General features: G+C 71.6%; 17 protein-coding genes and 1 pseudogene. 4 read left to right on the top strand and 14 right to left on the bottom strand.

The genetic code is table 11. The features are described from left to right. Positions 1 to 13 precede the first annotated feature (13 nt). The 11 genes and pseudogenes from OG299_RS35740 to OG299_RS35690 all read right to left on the bottom strand — a co-directional run bounded on the left by OG299_RS35740 (position 14) and on the right by OG299_RS35690 (position 12,360). The gene (locus OG299_RS35740) at positions 14 to 1,435 is read right to left on the bottom strand and encodes a vWA domain-containing protein (protein WP_266632429.1); all 1,422 of its coding nucleotides are present in this window, start codon (positions 1,433 to 1,435) and stop codon (positions 14 to 16) included. Next, on the bottom strand, positions 1,432 to 2,856 hold the full coding sequence (locus OG299_RS35735) for a hypothetical protein (RefSeq protein WP_442817604.1): 1,425 nt from the start codon (positions 2,854 to 2,856) through the stop codon (positions 1,432 to 1,434). Before OG299_RS35735 ends, OG299_RS35740 begins: the two co-directional genes overlap by 4 nt. Then, positions 2,857 to 3,366 (bottom strand): annotated as a pseudogene (locus OG299_RS35730) (hypothetical protein); the annotation flags it as partial. It lies immediately after the preceding gene. 87 nt (positions 3,367 to 3,453) lie between these two features. Further along, the gene (locus tag OG299_RS35725) at positions 3,454 to 3,732 is read right to left on the bottom strand and encodes a hypothetical protein (RefSeq protein WP_266632427.1); all 279 of its coding nucleotides are present in this window, start codon (positions 3,730 to 3,732) and stop codon (positions 3,454 to 3,456) included. A gap of 131 nt (positions 3,733 to 3,863) precedes the next feature. Continuing rightward, positions 3,864 to 4,235, bottom strand: a complete 372-nt coding sequence (locus OG299_RS35720; RefSeq protein WP_266632425.1) for an ArsR/SmtB family transcription factor — start codon at positions 4,233 to 4,235, stop codon at positions 3,864 to 3,866. Between the two features lie 146 nt (positions 4,236 to 4,381). After that, a complete protein-coding gene (locus tag OG299_RS35715; RefSeq protein ID WP_266632423.1) occupies positions 4,382 to 4,756 on the bottom strand; it encodes a hypothetical protein in 375 nt (124 codons plus the stop codon). Between the two features lie 210 nt (positions 4,757 to 4,966). After that, entirely contained in the window at positions 4,967 to 7,483 is a 2,517-nt protein-coding gene (locus tag OG299_RS35710) for an aldehyde dehydrogenase family protein (protein ID WP_327363762.1), read from the bottom strand. Further along, entirely contained in the window at positions 7,480 to 8,661 is a 1,182-nt protein-coding gene (locus tag OG299_RS35705) for a LuxE/PaaK family acyltransferase (protein WP_327363761.1), read from the bottom strand. The genes OG299_RS35710 and OG299_RS35705 overlap by 4 nt, the downstream gene beginning before the upstream one ends. After that, positions 8,658 to 9,794, bottom strand: a complete 1,137-nt coding sequence (locus OG299_RS35700) for a GNAT family N-acetyltransferase (protein WP_266632420.1) — start codon at positions 9,792 to 9,794, stop codon at positions 8,658 to 8,660. The genes OG299_RS35705 and OG299_RS35700 overlap by 4 nt, the downstream gene beginning before the upstream one ends. Continuing rightward, positions 9,791 to 11,089 (bottom strand): MFS transporter, encoded by a 1,299-nt coding sequence (locus OG299_RS35695; protein WP_327363760.1) that lies wholly within the window; start codon positions 11,087 to 11,089, stop codon positions 9,791 to 9,793. The genes OG299_RS35700 and OG299_RS35695 overlap by 4 nt, the downstream gene beginning before the upstream one ends. Further along, a complete protein-coding gene (locus OG299_RS35690) occupies positions 11,086 to 12,360 on the bottom strand; it encodes a phenylacetate--CoA ligase family protein (protein WP_327363759.1) in 1,275 nt (424 codons plus the stop codon). The genes OG299_RS35695 and OG299_RS35690 overlap by 4 nt, the downstream gene beginning before the upstream one ends. 572 nt (positions 12,361 to 12,932) lie before the next feature. Here OG299_RS35690 and OG299_RS35685 point away from each other — a divergent pair. Next, positions 12,933 to 13,259 carry a hypothetical protein gene (locus OG299_RS35685; RefSeq protein WP_327363758.1) on the top strand — a complete coding sequence of 109 codons (327 nt, stop codon included), beginning with the start codon at positions 12,933 to 12,935 and terminating at the stop codon, positions 13,257 to 13,259. Between the two features lie 28 nt (positions 13,260 to 13,287). On the opposite strand, the gene OG299_RS35680 is transcribed toward OG299_RS35685, so the two are convergent. After that, positions 13,288 to 14,256 carry an alpha/beta fold hydrolase gene (locus OG299_RS35680; protein ID WP_327363757.1) on the bottom strand — a complete coding sequence of 323 codons (969 nt, stop codon included), beginning with the start codon at positions 14,254 to 14,256 and terminating at the stop codon, positions 13,288 to 13,290. A 122-nt stretch (positions 14,257 to 14,378) separates the two neighbouring features. Beyond that, entirely contained in the window at positions 14,379 to 15,821 is a 1,443-nt protein-coding gene (locus OG299_RS35675; RefSeq protein ID WP_327363756.1) for an MFS transporter, read from the bottom strand. Positions 15,822 to 15,961: 140 nt separating this feature from the next. On the opposite strand from OG299_RS35675, the gene OG299_RS35670 reads away from it, so the two are divergent. After that, positions 15,962 to 16,783 (top strand): helix-turn-helix transcriptional regulator, encoded by an 822-nt coding sequence (locus tag OG299_RS35670; RefSeq protein WP_266633782.1) that lies wholly within the window; start codon positions 15,962 to 15,964, stop codon positions 16,781 to 16,783. 80 nt (positions 16,784 to 16,863) lie between these two features. On the opposite strand, the gene OG299_RS35665 is transcribed toward OG299_RS35670, so the two are convergent. Then, complete coding sequence (locus OG299_RS35665; protein WP_327363755.1) at positions 16,864 to 17,250, bottom strand: hypothetical protein; 387 nt, start codon at positions 17,248 to 17,250, stop codon at positions 16,864 to 16,866. Positions 17,251 to 17,586: 336 nt separating this feature from the next. Here OG299_RS35665 and OG299_RS35660 point away from each other — a divergent pair, with 336 nt between their 5' ends. Together OG299_RS35660 and OG299_RS35655 are read left to right on the top strand one after the other, a co-directional pair. Then, positions 17,587 to 19,032, top strand: a complete 1,446-nt coding sequence (locus OG299_RS35660; RefSeq protein WP_266632408.1) for a glyceraldehyde-3-phosphate dehydrogenase — start codon at positions 17,587 to 17,589, stop codon at positions 19,030 to 19,032. A 148-nt stretch (positions 19,033 to 19,180) separates the two neighbouring features. After that, positions 19,181 to 19,912, top strand: a complete 732-nt coding sequence (locus tag OG299_RS35655; protein ID WP_266632406.1) for a DUF7873 family protein — start codon at positions 19,181 to 19,183, stop codon at positions 19,910 to 19,912. Positions 19,913 to 20,191 lie beyond the last annotated feature (279 nt).

Raw genomic sequence — 20,191 nt, 5'->3', positions numbered from 1 at the left:
CGTATGAAGGGTATTAAGCGAGGAACGTCTTGAGTTCATGGACGAGCTTGCGGATGTGGCCGGAGAGCACCGGCGTGCCGAGGTCCTTGAAGCGCTCCCGGAACCACGGGTTGACGCTGCCGCGGCCGGAGCTGGTCACCGAGCCGACGGGGATGAACTTGGCGCCCGAGCGGTGGATGGCGGCCATGCTCTCGAACAGCGGCTCGGCCCGCCATTCGTAGAAGTCCGAGATCCACACCACGACGGTGTTGCGCGGCTCGGCGATCTTCGGCTGGGCCAGCGTCATCGCGACGGTGCCGTCGGTGCCGCCGCCGAGGTTGGTGCGCAGCAGGGTCTCGAAGGGATCGTGCACCCAGGGCGTGAGGTCGAGCGCCTGGGTGTCGTACGCGATCAGGTGGACGTCCACCTTCGGGAGCCCGGCGAAGATCGAGGCCAGGATGGTGCAGTTGACCATCGAGTCCACCATCGAGCCGGACTGGTCGACGACGACGATCAGCCGCTGCGGCGTCGTCTTGCGCGCGGTGTGCCGGTAGTAGAGGCGGTCGACGTACAGCCGCTCCTCCTCCGGGCTCCAGTTGGTGAGGTTCTTCCAGATCGTCCGGTCGAGGTCCAGGTTGCGGAACACCCGTTTGGGCGGCACCGACCGGTCCAGGGCGCCGACCGTGGATTTCTCCACCTGGGTGCGCAGCACCTCGGCGACCTCGTCGACGAAGCGGCGGATCAGGGCCTTGGCGTTGGCCAGGGCCACGCCGGACAGGTTGTTCTTGTCGCGCAGCAGCTGCTCGATCAGGGACATGCTCGGGGTCAGCTGCGCGGCGAGCTTGGGGTCGGCGAGCACCTCGCGCAGGCGCATCCGCTTGACCAGGTCGGCCTCGATGGCGCCGAGTTCCGGGCCGATCGCCGGGATCAGCCGGCTGAGGTCGGGGGTCGTACCGGCTCCGCCGGAGCCGGTCGGGCCGGCGCCGGCTCCCCCGGCCCGGCCGCCGCGCAGCTCTCCCGGCTTGCAGCCGAAGGAGCGCTCCAGCCAGGCCGCGTCGGACTGCCAGCGCGACAGCTGGCCGGCGGTGACGGTGCCAGAGGGGGAGGCGAAGACGTTGAGCAGCACCTTCGACACGAGGGCCGCGCGCCGTACCTCGGCGGCGCGGTCACGTCCGTCACCACCGGGGTCCGGTGAAGCGGGCCCGGTCTCGGGCGGCGCCATCAGGCCTTCGAACTCGGCGGCGAGCTCCGGGTGGCGCTGCACGATCGAATCGACGGCCACCTGCGGGTCCAGCAGGGCGGTCGGCAGGCCGATGTCCTCGACCACGGCCAGGCTCGCCGACTCGAGCGTCGCCTGCTCCTCCTGGTCGAAGAGCCGGGCGAGGAGCCGCCAGTACAGGACCTGCCTGCGGTTGTCTTCGGGGGCGGGGAGCACCTCGGGTTCCTGTCCGGTCACTTCCGCAACAGCCTTCCCGCTCGCTCGCGCAGTACCGCCGCGGCGTCGGTGGCGGCCTTCTCGGCCTTCGCTCCGGCCTTCTCGGCCGTACCGCCCGCCCATGCCCCGGCGTGCACCGCGACGGCCTTCTTCCGTACGGTCGTTTCGACGGCGAGGGGCTGGACGGTGAACGTCCCTGCGTCCCAGCGGAGCAGGCCGATGCATGCGCTCGACGCCCCGACGGCTTCCGGGGTGAGGGGTCCGGCGGTCGGGATCCGGTCCGCGTCGACGGCGAGGTCGCTGCCGGCGGTGGTCCACGTCAGTGCGCCGTCGTCGTCCTTCCGGGTGGCGTAGCCCTCCAGGAAGACGGGGACGGCGATCCGCGCCGGGTGCCGGTCCAGCGGCGCCGTCGCCACGGCGGCCGCTGTGGGCAGGGCCACGCGGGCGGTGGCGAAGGCGTCGGCGGGCTCGCCCGGGCGCGCGTACGCCTCGCTCCAGATCAGGTCGCCCTCGGCGGTGATCGGCATGTCGGCGAGGTGTATCGAGCGGCCTTCGCCTGCGGCTGCCAGCAGCGACATGTGCGGGCGGAGCAGCTGCCAGAGGCCGGCTTCGACGACCGTGTCGGGCTTCGGCACCGATACACCGGCCCGGACCAGGCGGGGTGCGGAGCCGTCCGCGGGCTCGAACACCGCATGGACCTGGGCCTGTACGGCGGTCGCGTGCTCGTGCAGGTCGATGCCGAGGGGCAGGAGCCGGCCGGTGGCCGTGCCGGTGGCGGGTACGCCGGCCGCGCCGGGCAGCGTCAGCAGCAGGGCGCGCGACCACAGGTCGGCCCAGCGGCGTGCGGGGATGCGGTCCAGGGACACGCCCGGGCAGGAGGCGGCGAGTTCGGCGGCGAACCCGTCGAGGAGCGTCGCCAGGCGGCGCAGCTCCGGGTCGGGGAGCATCGCGGAGACGACGGGCGCCGACGCGGAGACCAGGTCGTGGTCGATGCCCTGCCAGCCGGCGCGGGCGAGATCCGAGAGCCAGGAGCGGGCGGCGGCGAGCAGGTTCGGCGCATGCTGTCCGCCGGTCGCCGGGGCGGTCTCCTCGCTGCGCGCCCGGCCGGTCACCTCCTCGATGCGGGTCGTGAGTGCGTCGTGGACGGAGCCGAGCAGTGCGGTGCGGGCGGCGGCGAGCGCCACGAAGTGGTCTTCGCCGGCGGCTCCGGCCGCTGCCTTCTCGGCCGCTTCGCCGGCCCTGGCGGCCAGCGGCGTTCCCGCGACGGCCTGGGCCAGCTCGGTCAGGCCGGCCGCCTCGGCGGGACGGGGGCGGAGCAGACCGGCGGCGAGAGCCCCGTCGAAGGCGTCGACGGCCGCGAGGGCCTCGTCGAGCCCGGCGATGGTTTCGGCGAGCGGGCCGGCAGGCTCCCCCGCGCCCGGACCGAGCCCGCGCGCGGGCACCGCCACCGCCCTGGTCGGCGGGAACCACTGCATCTCCGGCAACGGCGCCGTGGTCGGGGCGAGTTCCAGGTAGGCCAGGTGGCGCAGGAACCGGCTGAAGACGGGTGCGGCGGCCTGGTTGTCCCCCTGCGCAGGACGGGTGCTGCTCATGGCGGCGGCGATGCCCAGGGCCGTCGCCTCGCCGTCCGCGGCGTCGACCCGCAGATAGCGGGCCACGCGCGGGGCGCCGTACTGGAGCACGGCCTCGGCGATCAGGGCCTTGATGTGGTTGCAGAACGAGCCCCGCGCGCCGCCGCAGGGCCGGTTGTTGTTGGTGCTGCAGGCGAACGCATGGGTACCGGCCGCGACCGACGAGACGTAGACGCGCTCTATGTCCGAACCGCTGGACACCACGCCCTGCAAGCGCCCGTCGGCCAGCTCGACGAACGGGACCTTGGCGAGCTTGCGCGGCCGCGCGGGTGGTACCACCCGGGCCGTGCTCGACCTCTCCCAGTCTGACAACGCACCCATCTCCTATGCAGCAAGGGGAGTTCCGCGCCGATCGGCGGGACACTGCTGAACATAGGCGGGTGCACTGACAATGCCCCGGTCACGGCCTCAGGCGTCTGCGACCTGGGCCACCCAGCCGTACGGGAGTTCCGCGCCGTCGACCGTCACGGCTTCGACGGTCCGGGTCCTCGGGTCGATGTCGGCCTGTACGCCCTCGCCCGCGTACCGCGGATAGCCGGAGGCGCCGAATTCGCCGGTGGCCTCGACCAGCGCGGTGCGCAGCACGCCGCGGCGCGGGGAGCCGCCGGGCTCGGTGAGCCCGGGGCGCAGGACGACGGTGTACCGGTCGGGGGCTGAAGCGGGACCGGGCGCGGCGGAGGAGTTCATGCAGCCCAGGCTAGCCACCGACCGGGCGGGCGGCCGGTATCCCGAGGCGCCGGAGTTGCGCGCCGACACCGGTGGCGGTCCACCGTCGGCGAATCCGCCCGGATGTTCGAGGTTGCCGGCGGCGCACGCGCTCAGCGGCCGGGACCCGGCCGCGCAGGGCCGGTCCGGGGTTCCACCTGCCGCAGTTCGGCGAGGAGCTCGCTCTGCCCTGCGAGGAGTTCGGTGAGGATGCGGCGCGCCGCGCGCAGGAGTTCGGCGACGTCGCCGCCGGCGAGGGCGTAGTTGACGGTCGCACCCTCGCGCGTGGAGACGACGATTCCGGAGCGGCGCAGGACCGCCAGTTGCTGGGACAGGTTGGACGGCTCGATGTCGATTTCGGCGAGGAGTTCGCGTACGGGCATCGGACCGCTCTGCAGCAGCTCCAGAACGCGGATCCGAACGGGGTGTCCGAGCATGCGGAAGAACTCGGCTTTCGCCTGGTACAGGGGTACCTGCTTGCTCACGAACGCTCCCGCCGTTGTTCGACCGCCACCACCGCCCATCATTCCGCCCGTTGGGCCCACGCGTGCCTCTGCTTGACCAATTTCGGATGTGCCGGATTGAAGAGTTCTTCAATTCGTGGGCATGCGTGGGCCCGGGAGGGCAGGGGCTACAGCTCGAGGGCGGCTTCGATGCGCTTGAGCTGGTGCCGGGCCATCGCCAGATTGGAGTTGGCCTTGTTCAGCACGACGTACATGAACAGGCCGTGAGTCTCCCGACCCTTGAGCAGCCGGATCAGGTGGTACTGATTCCCCAAGGTGATCAGCAGGTCCTCGATCTCGTCGCGCAGGCCCAGCATCTCCATGGCGCGGACCTTGGCCCGGATCACGTCCGTGTTGCCCGCGGCGGCGACCGCCAGGTCGAGATCCTTGCCGCCGCCGAGAGTTCCCAGTGCCATTCCGCTGGTGTAATCGACCAGGGCGACTCCCAGGGTGCCCTCGATCGAGGTCATCGTCTCCTTCAACGAGACTTCCACATTCGCCATCGGCGCCCGCTCCTTCTTCTCTCCGTCCACGCCCCGCGCCCGCTTCCGCTGCGCGCCGGACCTCTTGTGAGACCGACGCTACTGAGCGTGCGCGGCAGCGTGAGGAGAACGGGAGATTTGACCAAAAACGCCTCCTCCCCCGTCTAAGATCCGCCCCGCACGCCCGGCAAGCCCCGCAAGCCCCGCACGCCCCGCACGGCCGTGCCCCTGCTACCGCCGGCGGTCCACCACGGCGAGGAGCTTCCCGCTCGTCGCCGTACGGGACAGGGCCGCACCGTCCACCACCTCGACCGTGAAGTCGAGCAGCTTCTCCGCGACCGCCGACTGCACCTCGGGGTACCCGGCCAGGAAGGCCTCGCGCGCCCGGTCCGGGTCAGGGGCGTGGGCGCTCTCCATCCGCAGGGTGAGGCCCTCGCGGACGGCTCCGGCGGTCAGGACGGCCTGGAGCTCACCGCCGTAGCGCAGCTGTTCCTGTGCGATGGCCACGAAACGGCGGTAGTTGAGGAAGTACGTCGCCACCCGCATCACCTCGCCCAGCCGGCCCAGCAGTTCGAAGCGCGGGGCGTGGCTTCCGCAGGGGCAGCGGCCGGGCAGGGCGCGTCCGAGGTCGCCGATGACGTACCGGTCGAGGTGCTGGCCCCGGCGGGCACGCGTGGTGAACACGAGCCGGCCGGTCTCCCCCGGCGCCACCGGGCGGTCCTCGTCGACGTCGACGATCTCCAGGGTGTGCAGGTCCGCGTGGAGGTGGTGCACGCTTCCGCTGCTCTGCGTGCACTGATAGCCGAGCGGGCCGAGGTCGGTGCTGCCGTAGGTGATGGAGTGGATGACCTCGATGCCGAACGTCTCGGTCAGGGTCCGGCGCTGCTCCTCGGTGAAGTGCTCGCCCCCGTAGTAGATCTTGCGCAGGCCTCCGTACGAGCGCAGCAGGTCCGCCTCCTCGTGCAGCAGCTGCCAGAGGTAGGACGGCATGCCGAAGAGGGTGTCCACCTCGTACGCGGCGATCATCTCCGCGGTGGCCCGGTGGTCGGAGCCCGCGGCCATCGGCATCTGGACGCCGCCCAGGCGCTCGAGGATGGAGAAGAAGCTGATGAACCCGCCGTACATGCCGCCGCAGTAGAAGAGGTTCGCCGTACGGTCGCGGGCCGGGTCGTAGCCGGCGGCGAGCAGGCCGCGGGCGGCGGCGTACATCTGCGTGTCGTAGTCCTCGTACGTGAACAGCGACAGGGCGGGCGCACCCGTGCTGCCCCCGCTGCGGAAGTACAGCTCGGCGTCGCTCCGGTCGACCCCGCGGTTGAGGTCCTGTACGGCGGCCTTGTCCAGCAGCGGCCCGGTGGCCGGCGGGAAGACGGCCGGGCGGGCGAGGTCGTCGAGACAGGCGGTGGCGGCGAAGCGCTCGTCGGCCTGGACGGCGACGCGCCGGCTGTAGCGCTGGAGGGCGTAGACCCCGTCGTGCGGTTCCCCGGCGTAGCCCGCGGTCATGGCTCCGACGGGGGTGACCCGGGTGGCCCCGGCGGCCAGGACCAGGGTGGAGAGTTCGGCGATGTCGGTGCGGCTGCCCGCGATGCCCGCCGTCTGGAGGTAGCGGCGCATGGGACGCAGCGTCGCGATGAGGCTCTTGCGGGGCAGCGGCTTGACCCAGACGCTGCGGTGCAGCGGTGAGGCGGTCAGGGCCGGTCGGCTGTCGGCCATGACCCGCCACGTGCCGTCGGGGGCGGCGAGGACGCGGGTGAGGCCCAGGTGCTCCTCGAGCCGGGCGAGGTGCTCGGTGGTGGTCAGCTCGGCGTACTCGGCCGGATCGAGCTCGGGCCCGGCGGGCGCCGGCTGGGCGTCCAGGGCCGCGGCGAGGCGCTCGGCGAAGGCGTGCAGTACCTCGGTGTTCCCGGTCTCGATGTCGAGGTAGACGACCTGGGGGCTGGAGCAGGCCTGCTGCTCGAAGACGCAGACGTCCCGGGCCAGGGCCGTCAGCGCCGCCTCGTCCGCCCAGGCGTCCTGGGTGAGGTAGGCGAAGGAGATCTTGTGCCCCCACTCCACCAGGCGGCAGCCGGCCGGGACATGGGCGGCGACGCCTTCGACGGCGGACTCGCCGCCCCACACGGCGACGGCGTCGGCGGGGGCGCACATCAGGCGCAGCCACTCCTGGCGGGAGGAGGGGAAGCGCAGCACGATGATGCGCTCGGCGAGGGCGCCGCTCGGGTCCTGCGCGGCGAGTTCGGCGAGGAGGTGCTGGGCGAGGAAGGTGTCGGAGCTGCTGGTCTTGAGGACGTTGACGTTCCCGGCCAGCAGCCCTTCGATCAGGCTCAGCGGGGCGACCGTGGCGGCGTTGCCGGGGGCTATGTGGGCGACCAGGCCGACGGGTGCCCAGGCCTCGTACACCGTCTCCTTGGCGTCGGGGCGGTTCAGCCGCTGCGGGGCGGCGCTGCCCAGCTCCCGCCGGAGCTTGCGGGTGAGGGAGCTGCGGTCGAGGAAGTCGGCGAGTTCGGCCAGGAGTTCCTCCCGGTCCGTCTCGCCGTCCGCGGGCAGGTGCGGGGCCAGCCGCTCCCGTACGCGGTGGCCGGGGTCGCGCAGGGCGCGGGAGAGGGCGTCGCAGGCGGCGAGGACGGTCTCGGTGTCCAGCGGTGTGCCGAGTACGGCCTCGACGGCGGTGGGCAGGGTGGCCAGGCGGCGGGCGGCCTCCTCGTCCCCGATGAAGGTGCCCTGCCAGTAGTGGTGGTTGATGGTGTCGGTCATGACATTCCCTTCATCAGTTCGGCGGCGGCGACGGCACAGCTGCGGTTGCGGCTGACGCCGGCCCGGCCGTGGATCGTGAACCACGGGGTGGTCAGCTCGCAGCCGCACTCCTCGCCCGGGTGGAGCGAGGCGAGGTCGCCCATGACGACGCTCTGTGCCGGTACGGAGGTGATGTACGGGGACACCAGGTGCAGGTAGCCGCGCTCCCCGTACGGGAGGGGTTCGAGGGTGCGGGTGGAGCGGATGAAGACGCGGGACCAGACGGGTGCGTGCAGGTTGTGCTGCGCGCACTCGATGTACGGGATGCAGTGCTCGACGGACCCGAAGGTGTCGCGGATCCGCTCGGAGGGGACGCCCAGCTGCTCGGTGACGCGGGCGTACAGCTCGTGCTTGCCGATCTGCTTGTCGGTGTGGCCCTTCCAGCCGCCGCCGAGGATGATCAGGGACCCTTCCGGGAGCGTCAGCGGCTCCAGGCCCATGGCGCGCATCCGCTCCAGCGTGAACCAGAGGAAGGCGGGGAAGCCGAGGATGCGGACGGGCACGTCGTCCTCGGCGAAGCGGCGCAGCGCGGCGACGCAGCCGAAGGGGTCGAACTCGTGGCCGTTGCCGGTGGCGCGCAGCGCGTACTCGACCTGCCGGGCCGGGGCGAAGTCGCACAGGTAGTTGTCGGTGAACGAGGTGCCCAGGTTGAGGTCGCGGGCGGGCTCGTAGCTGTAGAGCAGGTAGTTGACCGGCTGGTCGGGGGTGATCCAGCCGTTGTGGTCGAAGATGCGGGCGACCATGCGCTGCGCGGAGCGGATGGTCCACTCGTCGAAGAACATCTGCGACTTCTGTCCGGTGGTCCCGGAGGAGGTCAGGTGGAGGTGGACCTCGTCCTCGGGTATGGACAGGACCTCGTGCCGCTTGAAGAAGTTCGCGTGCACCAGGGGTGCCTCGTACGGGGTGTCCGGGCGCTCCCCGTCGTACAGGCTGCGGAAGAACGGGGACCGGTCGCGGTGCCAGGCGTTGGTCTGCGCCATGGCGGCGGCGAACAGCTCTTCCTCGGCGGGACCGGAGGTGTACGGCTCGGTCAGGTCGCAGAGCTGCCGGACCCGGCCGAGGGCGGCGGCGTCGGGGACGTCGACGGGGGCGAGATGGGGTTTCGAGGGGGCCGTGGAAGGGGCCGTGGAAGGGGTCATGAAGCAACCTCACGTACGGGCAGATGGGTCGACGCCCAGGCCGACACATAGGAATCGAGGAAGGGCTGGAGGGGCGGGTCGACGACCACGCCGCGGAAGTCGATGTGCTCGGTGGTGCGGGACATCACCACGTAGTCGTGGAAGCCGTCGCCGTCCCGGCGCATGGCCGGGTACAGGGCCCCGGCGATGAAGCCCTGGGCGGCGAAGGCCGAGAGCGCGGCGTGGTGTTCCAGGGGTACGAGCGCCTCCACGTAGCCGGCGCCGGCGCGGGTGAGGGTCCGGGTGACCGGCTCCAGCCAGCCGGCGGCGGCCGCCGGGTCCGGGTGGGCGGCGACCAGGGCGCAGTAGCCGCCGGTGCGGTTGAGGTAGGCGTACACCTCGAAACCGCCGTCGTCGGGGGTGAGGAGGATGTTGGGGGTGTGCAGCGGGTAGAACCAGCGGCCGGTGTCGGGGAAGTGCCGGTGGAAGCGGCGGCGGACGAAGGCCGGCGCCTCGATCATCTCCAGCGGCCGCGCGGGCGGCCCGGCGGGCGCGGGCCGGGGCGCCGTGGGCCGGGCGTCCGCGTAGCTGATGCCGAGGCTCGCCCCGGCGGTGCGCAGGAGCGGCACGAGGGAGGCGGGCACCTCGGCGACGGGTACCCGGCGGTCCAGCACTCCGGGCGAGTGACGCGCGTAGAGTGCGAGGCTCTCGCGGCTGCTGAGTTCCACGGCGTTGGGCAGGATGCCCAGGGGGCGGAAGCCGTTGCGGGCCACCACGCGTTGGGGTCCGGCGCTGACCGTACGGACGGTGGCGTACACCGAGTCGAGCGTCCCGGCATCGAGCGTGCCGGCGCACACGGCCTCGGTCAGCTGCCCGGCGAGCCCGGATCCGCGCTGGTCGGGGTGGACGGCGAGCCCTTCGAGGCGGCCGACGCGGCTGCCGGATTCGCTGTGGACCGCGGCCGATCCGGCGAGGGCGCCGGTACGGGGGCAGCGGGCGACGAGCCAGAGGGTGTGCGGGTCCCGGATGAGCCGGGACATCTCGGCGGGGTCGGTGCCGAGGGCGGTGGGGTAGTGCGGTCCGTAGACGGCGTAGTAGAGCTGGCGGAGATCGGCTATGTCGGCCGGGGTGGCCTGCTCGATCACGGCGGTCATCGCGCGCCTCCTGCGGGGGTCGGCGCGGGCACGGGCGCGGCGGGGGCCGCGGCGCCCACCGCGTGCCCGGGCAACAGGGCCAGGGCCAGGGCGGCGGGCACGAGTCCGGCCGCCTGGATCAGGCACAGCGTCTGGGCGGAGAGGTGGTCGCCGAGGAACCCGAACAGCAGCGAGGCGACCGGGAAGGTCGCGCCGAGGACGGCCTGCATGACGGCGAAGAACGCGGGCTTGTCGGCGGCCGGAACCAGCCGCTGGAACAGGGCCACGAAGCGGACCCCGATCACCCCGACGCACCAGCCGGTCACCAGCAGGGCGCCCGCGATGACGGGGCGTGCGGCGATCAGGCCGGGGACGGCGAGGGCGGCGGCCATCGCGCCGAGGCACGCGGTGCCGACCACGGCGGGCTGGCCGGGTACCCGTGCGCCGGTGAAGGAGCCGATGAGCGTGCCCGCGCCGAGCGACGCTTCCAGGAGGGCGACGGTGCCGCCGTCGCCGTGCAGTACGGAGGCGGTGTACAGCGGCATGACGACGAAGACGGCCGTGGTGAAGAGGTTGGCCGCGGTGAAGCAGAGCAGGATGCCGCGCACGTACGGCATGGCGCCGAGCAGCTGACGCAGGTTCCGGCGCGGCGCCTCCTGTCCTGCGGCATCGGCGGCGTCGTCGGCGGGGAGCGCGGCGGTGCGGAACCGTACGGTCGCGATGAGCAGGGCGGCCGTGGCGTAGGCGGCGGCGCAGCCCACGGCCAGGCCGGCCACCCCGGCCGCGTCGACGACGAGGGCGCCGAGGAGGGCTCCGCCGAGGCTCGCCAGCGACTGGGTGGACAGCTCGAAGCCGGTCGCCGCCTCGATGTCCGCGTCGTCCACGAGCTCGGGCACGGAGGTGGTCAGGCACGGGTCGAAGAAGGCCTGGCAAGTCGCCAGGGCGAGGGCCGCCGCGTAGGCCGCGGCGACCGGGAGGTCGCTCGCGCAGGCCCAGACGGCCAGCGCGGCAGCGGCCGCTCCGGCGCCGCCGGCCGCGGTGCGCAGCAGCGAGCGGTGGGCGAAGCGGGCGATGGCGCGGGCGACGAGCGGGGCGAGGACCACGGCGGGCAGCGTGCTGACGGCCATGAACAGCCCGGCCGCGAACCCGCCGTCGCCGGAGGCGGCGTAGCCGATGAGCCACCAGGAGATGCCCACCTGGAACATGCGGATGCCGGCCTGGGTGAGCACCTGGCCCAGCCAAACGGTCCCGAAGGCGCGGTTGCGCAGGACGAGGGGAAGCCGCCGGCCGGCGGTCTCGGATGCCGGGGTGGTCATGCGGTCGGCCTCTCGTCGAGGACGCGGACGAGCTTGCCGGTGCGGGAGTTGACCACCAGGTCGCGGTGGCGGGCCCATTCGACGCGGAGCGGGTGCACGAATCCGGCGGCGACGCTGTCGGGGTAGAGCGGCCGGGCGGTGTTCAGCCCGGTGACGACCTCCTTGGCGAGGACCTCCAGGCCGGCCGGGTCCTGGCCGGGGGCGGTGGCCAGGCGCAGGACGAGGCCGTCGCGACCCTCCCAACGGCGTACGACGAGCTGCATACCGGTGACACGGCAGTCGGTGTCGGCCTCGGCGACGGCGTTCGTGATGTCCTGCCAGTAGAGCGAGACGGGGCCGACGCGTACGCCCTCCTCGGCGCGGCCGAGGATGCGGAAGGCCCCGCCCTCGGCGTCGGTCCATTCCGCGCGGTCGCCGGCGGGGTAGCGGATGACGGGCATGAGGCGGCGGTAGAGCTGCGTGACGACGACCCGTCCGGGCCGGCCCGGCTCGCGGATCGGTTCGCCGGTCGTCTCGTCGAGGATCTCGACGAGGGTGTGCGGGGCGAACGGGCGGTGCGTGCGGGTGTCTTCGCCCGCGTCGGCCACCGGCCGGCCGAGGAGGCCGCCGTCGACGCTGGCGTAGCCGAGCGAACGGGGCGTCGCGCCCGGGAAAGCGGCCGAGAGGAGGCGGCGCTGGTCGGCGAAGAGGGCTTCACCGCCGAAGAACAGGAACTCCACTCCGGGCAGTTGGCGGCCGGCGGAGATCAGGTGATCGGCGAGGCGGCACAGCGTGGTCGGCGTGCCGGCGAGGACGTCGGCGGCGAAGTCCTCGATCGTGGCGAGCGTCGACTCGAGCGGTGCGCCGCCGCCTATGGGCAGCCGGACGTTGGCGACGGGGGCGTGCGCGAGCGAGTCCAGGATGAACAGGAAGCTGGCGTAGAGCTCACCGGCGTAGAAGAGGTCGGCGACCCGGTGCCCGGGCCGCAGGCCTGCGTCGACCATCCCGGCGCCGAAGGCGCTGACGAACTCCTGCCATTCCTCGCGGGTGTAGCAGGAGAACCGCGGCGTCCCCGTGGTGCCGCCCGTCTTGAACACGACGCCTTCCCCGAGGGGGGCGGTCAGGACGCGGTTGTCGTGCAGGGTATTGGCGGCCCAGAACCTGTCCTGGTCCACGACGGGAACATCGGTGATCCGGCTCACGTGCGGCGGCAGGTCCGCGTAGAGGTCGGCATAGAAAGGAGAAGAGTCACGGGCGAAACGCACGAGGTCTGAAAACTGCTGGACGGGCATGCTGCCTTTACCTCGAAAGATGAAAGTTGAAATAGGCGGGAGACGGGTGGCGCGTCGGGGCGACGTGGTGGAACTCACACCACTCTCACCCGTTGATCAGTCAACAATGCCTACGTTGGGCAGAGTTGGCGAGCGCGGCCGCAACCTGATGTCTGTTCACATGATGAGACAAGAGGAACGCACCACCAAATCGATCGAGTCCCCCCTCGGCCAGGAACGGCAGACTTCTGGCCTGCGGGGCCGAAACCGCGCCGGCGCCGGGAAACGGGGAGCCGAACGCGGCGTCTCCCACCAGCGCAGACATCTCCCGGGCCCGGCCATCACAATGTCCGGAAACTCGGGGTTCTTTTCGAAGGAAAGCACCGGCATTGCCGAAGGCGCGGTCCGGCCATAATGAACGACGGCCCATTTATCCGAACTCCCGCTCAGGGCAAGGGAATTGACACAATCAGTGGAGGGCCCCGGCGGGTCGGCCGGTCGTTCGGAATCGGGGCCGTCCGGCCCGGCGGAAAGTCTGACCTCGGCATGCGGCCGTCCGTGTCCCCGCCGCCCAGCGAATCGTTTGCCCAGGCATGACGACGACGCGCTCCACGCTCGCCACCACGGCGCGACACCGGGCGGCTCCTGATGACGGCGGCCGCCCCCCGTACGTCCCCACTGCCCGGCAGCCGGCCCACGCGGCCACGGCGGCCCCGCTGTTCGAGCAGCTCGCCCGGGAGTGGGCGGCGCGCGGAGCCACCGTGCCGGGGCGGCCGGATCCGGCCTGGCGCCGGCTGGTCTCCTGGGAGCACTTCGAACGCGAGACCGCGGCCACGGTCCGCGACCTGCACCTGCGCGGTCCGGAACCCGCACCGGAGCCCGTATCCCCCGGGAACCCGCCCCGGTGGAAGCGGGCCTGAGGCCAGGCCATGACCGGCGGCCGGACCGTCACCGTCCGGCGCGGGCTCGGCCCGCGACGAGGCGGATGGCACCGATCGTCAGATCGGGGTCGTGCACCTGTACGTAGTGGTCGCTTCCGGTGGCCAGGAGGTGCGGGGTCTGGTTCCCCAGCTCCACCAGGGCCTGCTGGACCTCGGGCCAGGCGCGCTCGAGCGGTGCCAGGACGGCCTGCGGGCTCCCGGCGGGGGTCGCGAACGGCTCCGTCTTGCTGAGCACGGCCATCGGGACCTTCGGCAGGGGTTTCGCCGCCTTCACCGCGCCGACCGCACCCTCGATGTCGACCTTCTCGAACCGCGGATCCGCGTCGAAGGGCGTACCGGGGTTGTTGAGCAGCTTCAGGTACGCGGGCCACCGCGCGGCGAAGAACGGCTGCATGTTCGTGCCGAACGCGTCGACGAAGACGAGGCCGGCGGTCTTCTCCGGATGCTGCTGGGCATACAGCCGGGTGATCATTGCGCCGAAGGAGTGGCCGACGAGCAGGTAGGGACCGGGCACGTGAGCCGCCGTCAGCACCCTGTCGAGATCCGAGGCCATCGCGGCGAGGGAGCGGGTCCCGGTCACCGGCGTGCTCCGGGTCGTGAGTGCCGGAGGGTTCGTGTGGCGGATGGTCCCGGGCCGGTCGTACTCACACACCCGGGCGAAGGCGGCCACGCCCGGGAACACGGCGGGTGACTTCGGGACGGGCGGCCGGGTCTCGGTGACGTTCCACGTGTCGGAGGCATCGTGCAGCCCGGACTCCAGGACGACCGTGGGGCTGCCGGCCCCCTTGCAGCTCAGATGGAGCGTTCGGCCGCCGCCCACGTCGACCGGGCCGGAGAACTCCCGAGCGGCCTGGCCCGGCCCCGAAGGGGAGGCGGCGGGGGCGCCGCGAAGGACCGACGGGCTGCCGCAGCCGGGCGCCACGGCCAGTGCCGTGGCGACCAGGGCGGCGGTCAGGAGCGGAACCCGCTGTCGCATCGGCTCTCCCGTTTCCTCGTGTGCGTGCCCGCCCCCGTGTCCGGGCCGGCCGTCCGGCCCGATCATCCGGCGCCACCGGCCGGACCGGCGGGACCGCCGCGCAGGAGGGCGCCGGCCACCGATCACGCCTTCTTCGTACGGCCGCCCAGGCCGAGGCCCACCAGGACCGCCGCCGCGAGCACGATCGCCGCGTCGATCGCCAGGACCGTGCGCACCCCGTCGAAGAGCGAGGCCTGCGTGGTGGCCAGGACACCGAGCAGCGGGATCCCGATGGTGATGCCGACCTGCTGCGTCGTGGTGACCAGGCCGGTCGCCAGGCCCTGCTCCTCGTCGGGCACGCCGCTCGTCACGGTCAGCCCGTACGAGATGATCGCGCCGAGGTGGAACATGCTGGCCACCGAGACGGCGACGGTCGCCACCAGCGCGCCCGACTCGGCGCCGACGGCGAGCAGGGCCGCGGTCAGGAGCCCCTGGCCGAGCAGCGAGCCGGTCAGGGTGCGGCGGGCGCCGAACCGGCCGATGACCTTCGGTGCGAACGAGCCGGCGAAGGCGGAGGCGACGCCCTGGACGCCGAAGACCAGACCGGTCTGGAAGGAGGACAGCCCCAGCGTCTCCTGCAGGTACAGGGTCAGGACGAAGATGACCGTCGACATCATCGAGAAGGTCACCAGACCGCCGACGTTCCCCCAGGCGATCGTGCGGCGCTTCAGCATCGGCAGCGAGACCAGCGGGGCCGCGGTCTTCGACTCCACCACGGCGAAGGCGACGAGCAGGGCCAGGCCGGCGAGCAGCGTGCCCCACACGTCCACACCGCCGAAGCCGCGCTGGGCCGCCGAGGACAGGGAGTAGATCAGCGCGAGCAGACCGCCGGTGACGGTGACGGCGCCCGGTACGTCCAGGCGCGGGCGGTCGGGGGTCCGCGACTCCGGCAGCAGCCCGGGGGCGAGGGCGAGCACGATCACGGCGGTGACGGAGAGCAGCCCCATCGTGGAGCGCCAGCCGAGGGTGTCGGTCATGACGCCGCCGAGGACCATGCCGATGGTGAAGCCGAGGGAGAGCAGGGTGCCGGAGATCCCGATCGCCTTGTCGCGCAGCGGGCCCTCGGGGAACGTGGTGGTCAGCAGGGACATGCCGGTCGGCACGATGACCGCCGCGCCGAGGCCCTGCAGGGCGCGCCCGGCCAGGAACGACGCCGGGTCCCAGGCCAGGGTGGCCAGCAGCGAGGCCGTACCGAAGAGGGCGAGGCCGATCAGGAACAGCTTCTTGCGTCCGTAGAGGTCGGCGATCCGGCCGAAGAGGAGGAGGAAGCCGCCGGAGGGCAGGGCGAAGGCGGTGACCGCCCATTGCAGGGCCGACCGGCTCAGGCCCAGGTCCTTGCCGAGCACCGGCAGGGCCACGTTCAGTACGGAGAAGTCGAGCGCCACCATGAACTGGGCGGCGCAGAGCACGAAGAGGACCAGCTTGGCCCGGCCCGTGAGCCGTTCGTGCCCGGGGGCGGGGGCCGCTGCCCCGGGGCCGGTGGTGGTTGTCGTGGGTGCCGTCGTCGTATGCGTGTCGATCGCCATGGCCACTACCCTCGCGGCCCGGGAATGCCCGTGGAGAGTGGGAACTTATCCTGTTGGTGGCACCACCAGGCAGCCGACAGGGGGAGTGAGTGGCTACACCGATCGACAAGCACCGCCGTTCCGAGCTGCGCGAGTTCCTGATGAGCAGACGGGCGCGGGTCACCCCCGTCGAGGCGGGCCTGCCCGACGGCGGGGCCCGCCGCCGCACCCCGGGGCTGCGCCGGGAGGAGGTCGCCGTGCTCGCGGGGGTCGGGGTGTCCTGGTACCAGTGGCTGGAGCAGGGCCGCGACATCACGGTGTCGCCGCAGGTCCTCGACTCGGTGGGGCGGGTCCTCAAGATGTCCAGCGCCGAGCGCCGGCACCTGTACGTACTGGCGGGGCTCAACCCGCCCGCGCTCGAAGTGGCGCCCGCCGACCGGGACATGTGCCAGGGGCTGAAGCGGCTGATCGACGCCTGGATGCCGTTCCCCGCGCACATCATGGACGTGTACTGGAACACCGTGCTGTACAACGACGCGGCCGCGCTCGTGCTCGGCATGCGCCCGGAGATCGTGCAGAACTGTCTGATCGCGTTCTTCACCGACCCCATCTACAAGGCCCGTTCCCCCCACTGGGCGGACATCGCCTGCACCGTGGTCGCCCAGTACCGGGCCGCGAGCTCGGAGTGGCCCGAGGACGAGGGGTTCCGCGCGGTCATCGAGGAGGCGCGGGAGCTCAGCCCCGAGTTCACCGCGCTGTGGGACCAGCGGGACATCCGGCCCGGCGGCCAGATCCGCAAGGAGATCGAGCACCCGGTCGTGGGGACGCTGTTCGTCGAGTCGACGCAGCTGCGCGTACCGGCCCGGCCCGACCTCTCGATCGTGCTGCACACCCCGCTGCCGGCCACCGACACGGCGGAGAAGCTGGAGTGGCTGACCTCGCCGGAGGGGCGCCGGGGAACCATGTACCCGATCGCCGGCTGACGGCGTACGGGCCGTCCGGGCCACTCCCGGTGCGCGGTGCCCGACCGGCCGTGCGGCCGGTCGGGCACCGCGGCGGCCGGCTACCGCTCGTCGGACGCCAGGCGCGTGAGCTCTTCCTCCACCGCGCGCACCTCTTCCTGCCGGTCCATGAGGATCAACAGCTCCCGGTGGTTGGTCAGTGCGGTGACGAGGAGATCACCCCAGCCGGGTTCCAGCGCGCACATGCGCCGCGCGGCGGCGACGGACTCGGCGCGCAGGGCCAGCGCGGTCTCCGGCTGGTGAGCGAACTCGTAGCGGCTGTACTTCCACAGTGCGGCGGACAGCAGGGGCAGGTAGGCCAGGGGGCTGACCTGGACCAGGACGCGGTAGGCCGCGACCCGCTCGCGGACGGGCGGCTTCGCCGATCCGAGGAGGGCGACCCGGGCTCGGAGGACTGCGTCGTGATTGATGTTCGCCGAGTGATTCATGACGGTGATTCTCAAAGCCGCACAGGGGCCCAAACAAGGGCAATCGACTGTGCCCTTGATCCTACGAAAACGGCCTCTGACCTGTCATGATGGATACGTCTTCACCTCTGCCCCCCCCCCGGACGGCCCACCGGCCTCCGCGACGGGATGTCGCCCCCTCACCCCTCCCCCGCCTTCCCTCTCCGCCCTCTTTCGTGAGCGCGCGGGCCACTCGGAGGATTACCCAAGGGCAAATCCGACAGATCACCGCAAATGGTTGCTCCGACGGTACCCCTTGAGTGCCCAAAGTGGCGTCGGGTTAGCATGTGAGCGCCGCCTAGCTCGAAAGATAAACCTGTGACTGTCAATGACGACTCGTTCACCAACTGGAAGAACCGCGAGGAGATCGCGGAGTCGATGATCCCGATCATCGGGAAGCTGCACCGCGAGCAGGACGTGACGATCCTGCTGCACAGCCGCTCCTTGGTGAACAAGTCGGTGGTCAGCATCCTGAAGACCCACCGATTCGCCCGTCAGATAGCCGGCGAGGAGCTCTCCGTCACGGAGACCCTGCCGTTCCTGCAGGCGCTCACCACGCTGGATCTGGGCCCGTCCCAGATCGACATCGGCATGCTCGCCGCCAACTACAAGGCCGACGACCGCGGCCTGACCGTGGAGCGCTTCACCGCCGAGGCCGTCGCCGGTGCCACCGGTGCGAACAAGATCGAGCGCGGCGACGGCCGCGACGTCGTCCTGTACGGCTTCGGCCGCATCGGCCGCCTCGTCGCCCGCCTGCTCATCGAGAAGGCCGGCTCCGGCAACGGGCTGCGCCTGCGCGCCGTCGTCGTCCGCGGGGGCGGCGAGGCCGACCTGGTCAAGCGCGCCTCGCTGCTGCGCCGCGACTCGATCCACGGCCAGTTCCAGGGCACGATCACCGTCGACGAGGCGAACAGCACGATCATCGCCAACGGCAACGCCATCAAGGTGATCTACGCGAACGACCCGTCCGAGGTGGACTACACCGAGCACGGCATCAAGGACGCCATCCTCATCGACAACACGGGCAAGTGGCGTGACCGCGAGGGTCTGTCCAAGCACCTGCGCCCCGGCATCGACAAGGTCGTCCTGACGGCTCCGGGCAAGGGCGACGTCCCGAACATCGTCCACGGCGTCAACCACGACACCATCAAGCCGGACGAGCAGATCCTGTCCTGCGCCTCCTGCACCACCAACGCGATCGTCCCGCCGCTCAAGGCCATGGACGACGAGTACGGTGTCCTGCGCGGTCACGTGGAGACCGTCCACTCGTTCACGAACGACCAGAACCTGCTGGACAACTACCACAAGGCCGACCGTCGCGGCCGCTCCGCGCCGCTCAACATGGTCATCACCGAGACCGGCGCCGCCTCCGCCGTCGCGAAGGCGCTGCCCGACCTCAAGGCGCCGATCACCGGCAGCTCGATCCGCGTCCCCGTCCCGGACGTCTCGATCGCCATCCTGAGCCTGCGCCTGGGCCGTGAGACCACCCGCGAAGAGGTCCTCGACTACCTCCGCGACGTCTCGCTGCACTCGCCGCTCAAGCGCCAGATCGACTTCACCACGGCTCCCGACGCCGTCTCCATGGACTTCGTCGGTTCGCGCCACTCCTCGATCGTCGACGCGGGCGCCACCAAGGTGGACGGCGACAACGCCATCCTCTACCTCTGGTACGACAACGAGTTCGGCTACTCGTGCCAGGTCATCCGCGTCGTCCAGCACGTCTCGGGCGTCGAGTACCCGACGTACCCGGCCCCGGCGGTCTGATCCCATCGCACGCAAGTCGCACGCTGCGCGTACTCACGGCCCGTTCCGCCGCCCACCACGGGCGGCGGAACGGGCCGCGCGCGTTCGCGGGGAGGCCCGCACGAAAACTCGGGTGTGCGGTGGACTGTTGTGCTGTTAGCTTCCTCGTGTGCCGAAGTTGAATCAGATCATCGCAGTGGAGAAGGGCGTCAAGTCCAAGTCTCTCCAGGAGCTGACCCAAGCCCACCAGGACGTCCAGAAGCCGGCGTTGCTCGCCGGTATCTCGCGGACGTACCAGCCCAAGGACGAGGAGGGCGAGCAACTGCCGCCCGAGTCCACGCGGGTGCAGGTCAAGGCGGAGGACGTGCTGCGCGCGACGGCGGGAACGCTGACGCGGCTGTTCGACGTGACGGCGACGAAGGACTGGGCGAACCGCACGGCGGCTGCGGACGTCGTCGTCGACGGAACGGTCCTGCTGCCCCAAGTACCCGTCCCGTACCTGCTGTTCCTCGAGAAGCAGCTCACCGACCTGCACACGTTCGTACGCAAGCTCCCCGTCCTGGACGCGTCGGAGGCGTGGAACCTCGACCCCTCGACGGATGCGTGGAAGACCGACCCGGTCCGCACGATCCGCACCAAGAAGGTGCCGCGCAACCACGTGAAGGCCGAGGCGACGGAGAAGCACCCGGCCCAGGTCGAGGTGTACTACGAGGACATCCCGGTCGGTTACTGGACGACGGTGAAGTTCTCCGGCGCGCTGCCGGCCCGCCGGGTCAACGAGCTCCTCGACCGGGTCGAAAGGCTCCAGCAAGCCGTCAAGTTCGCCCGCGAGGAGGCCAACGGCACCGAGGTCACCGACCAGCGCGTCGGGGATGCAGTGTTCGGCTACCTGTTCCGGTAGCCTCAAGATCGCCCCCTGTGCGAGCGGGGGGGGTGCGCGCAAAGCGCAAAGCTGAAACTGATGTTGAAGCTGACCAAGGGGTGTCAGTTGGGGGTTCGAATCCCTCCCCCGGCACACGTGCCGGGGTGGCCCAAGCCGGTAGAGGCGGCCCCGTGAAACTCAGATTCTCGCTCCAGTCTCAGCATTCGCCGCCGAACGCCGGATCGACCGAGCGCGGACGATCATCGACGGATGGGGGTTCAAGTCCCCTCTGCGCCTCTCTCGTGGCGCGGTAGTTCA

It is taken from the genome of Streptomyces sp. NBC_01296, assembly GCF_035984415.1.
Classification (GTDB): Bacteria; Actinomycetota; Actinomycetes; order Streptomycetales; family Streptomycetaceae; genus Streptomyces.
The sequence above is the reverse complement of the archived record's forward strand: the minus strand, read 5'-3'. Positions and strand labels throughout refer to the sequence as shown.

Bases quoted from the DNA above. Each gene is read 5' to 3' on its own strand.
- OG299_RS35725 (WP_266632427.1), bottom strand. From the start codon at position 3,732: ATGAACTCCTCCGCCGCGCCCGGTCCCGCTTCAGCCCCCGACCGGTAC.
- OG299_RS35715 (WP_266632423.1), bottom strand. From the start codon at position 4,756: ATGGCGAATGTGGAAGTCTCGTTGAAGGAGACGATGACCTCGATCGAG.
- OG299_RS35710 (WP_327363762.1), bottom strand. From the start codon at position 7,483: ATGACCGACACCATCAACCACCACTACTGGCAGGGCACCTTCATCGGG.
- OG299_RS35705 (WP_327363761.1), bottom strand. From the start codon at position 8,661: ATGACCCCTTCCACGGCCCCTTCCACGGCCCCCTCGAAACCCCATCTC.
- OG299_RS35700 (WP_266632420.1), bottom strand. From the start codon at position 9,794: ATGACCGCCGTGATCGAGCAGGCCACCCCGGCCGACATAGCCGATCTC.
- OG299_RS35695 (WP_327363760.1), bottom strand. From the start codon at position 11,089: ATGACCACCCCGGCATCCGAGACCGCCGGCCGGCGGCTTCCCCTCGTC.
- OG299_RS35690 (WP_327363759.1), bottom strand. From the start codon at position 12,360: ATGCCCGTCCAGCAGTTTTCAGACCTCGTGCGTTTCGCCCGTGACTCT.
- OG299_RS35685 (WP_327363758.1), top strand. From the start codon at position 12,933: ATGACGACGACGCGCTCCACGCTCGCCACCACGGCGCGACACCGGGCG.
- OG299_RS35680 (WP_327363757.1), bottom strand. From the start codon at position 14,256: ATGCGACAGCGGGTTCCGCTCCTGACCGCCGCCCTGGTCGCCACGGCA.
- OG299_RS35675 (WP_327363756.1), bottom strand. From the start codon at position 15,821: ATGGCGATCGACACGCATACGACGACGGCACCCACGACAACCACCACC.
- OG299_RS35670 (WP_266633782.1), top strand. From the start codon at position 15,962: ATGAGCAGACGGGCGCGGGTCACCCCCGTCGAGGCGGGCCTGCCCGAC.
- OG299_RS35665 (WP_327363755.1), bottom strand. From the start codon at position 17,250: ATGAATCACTCGGCGAACATCAATCACGACGCAGTCCTCCGAGCCCGG.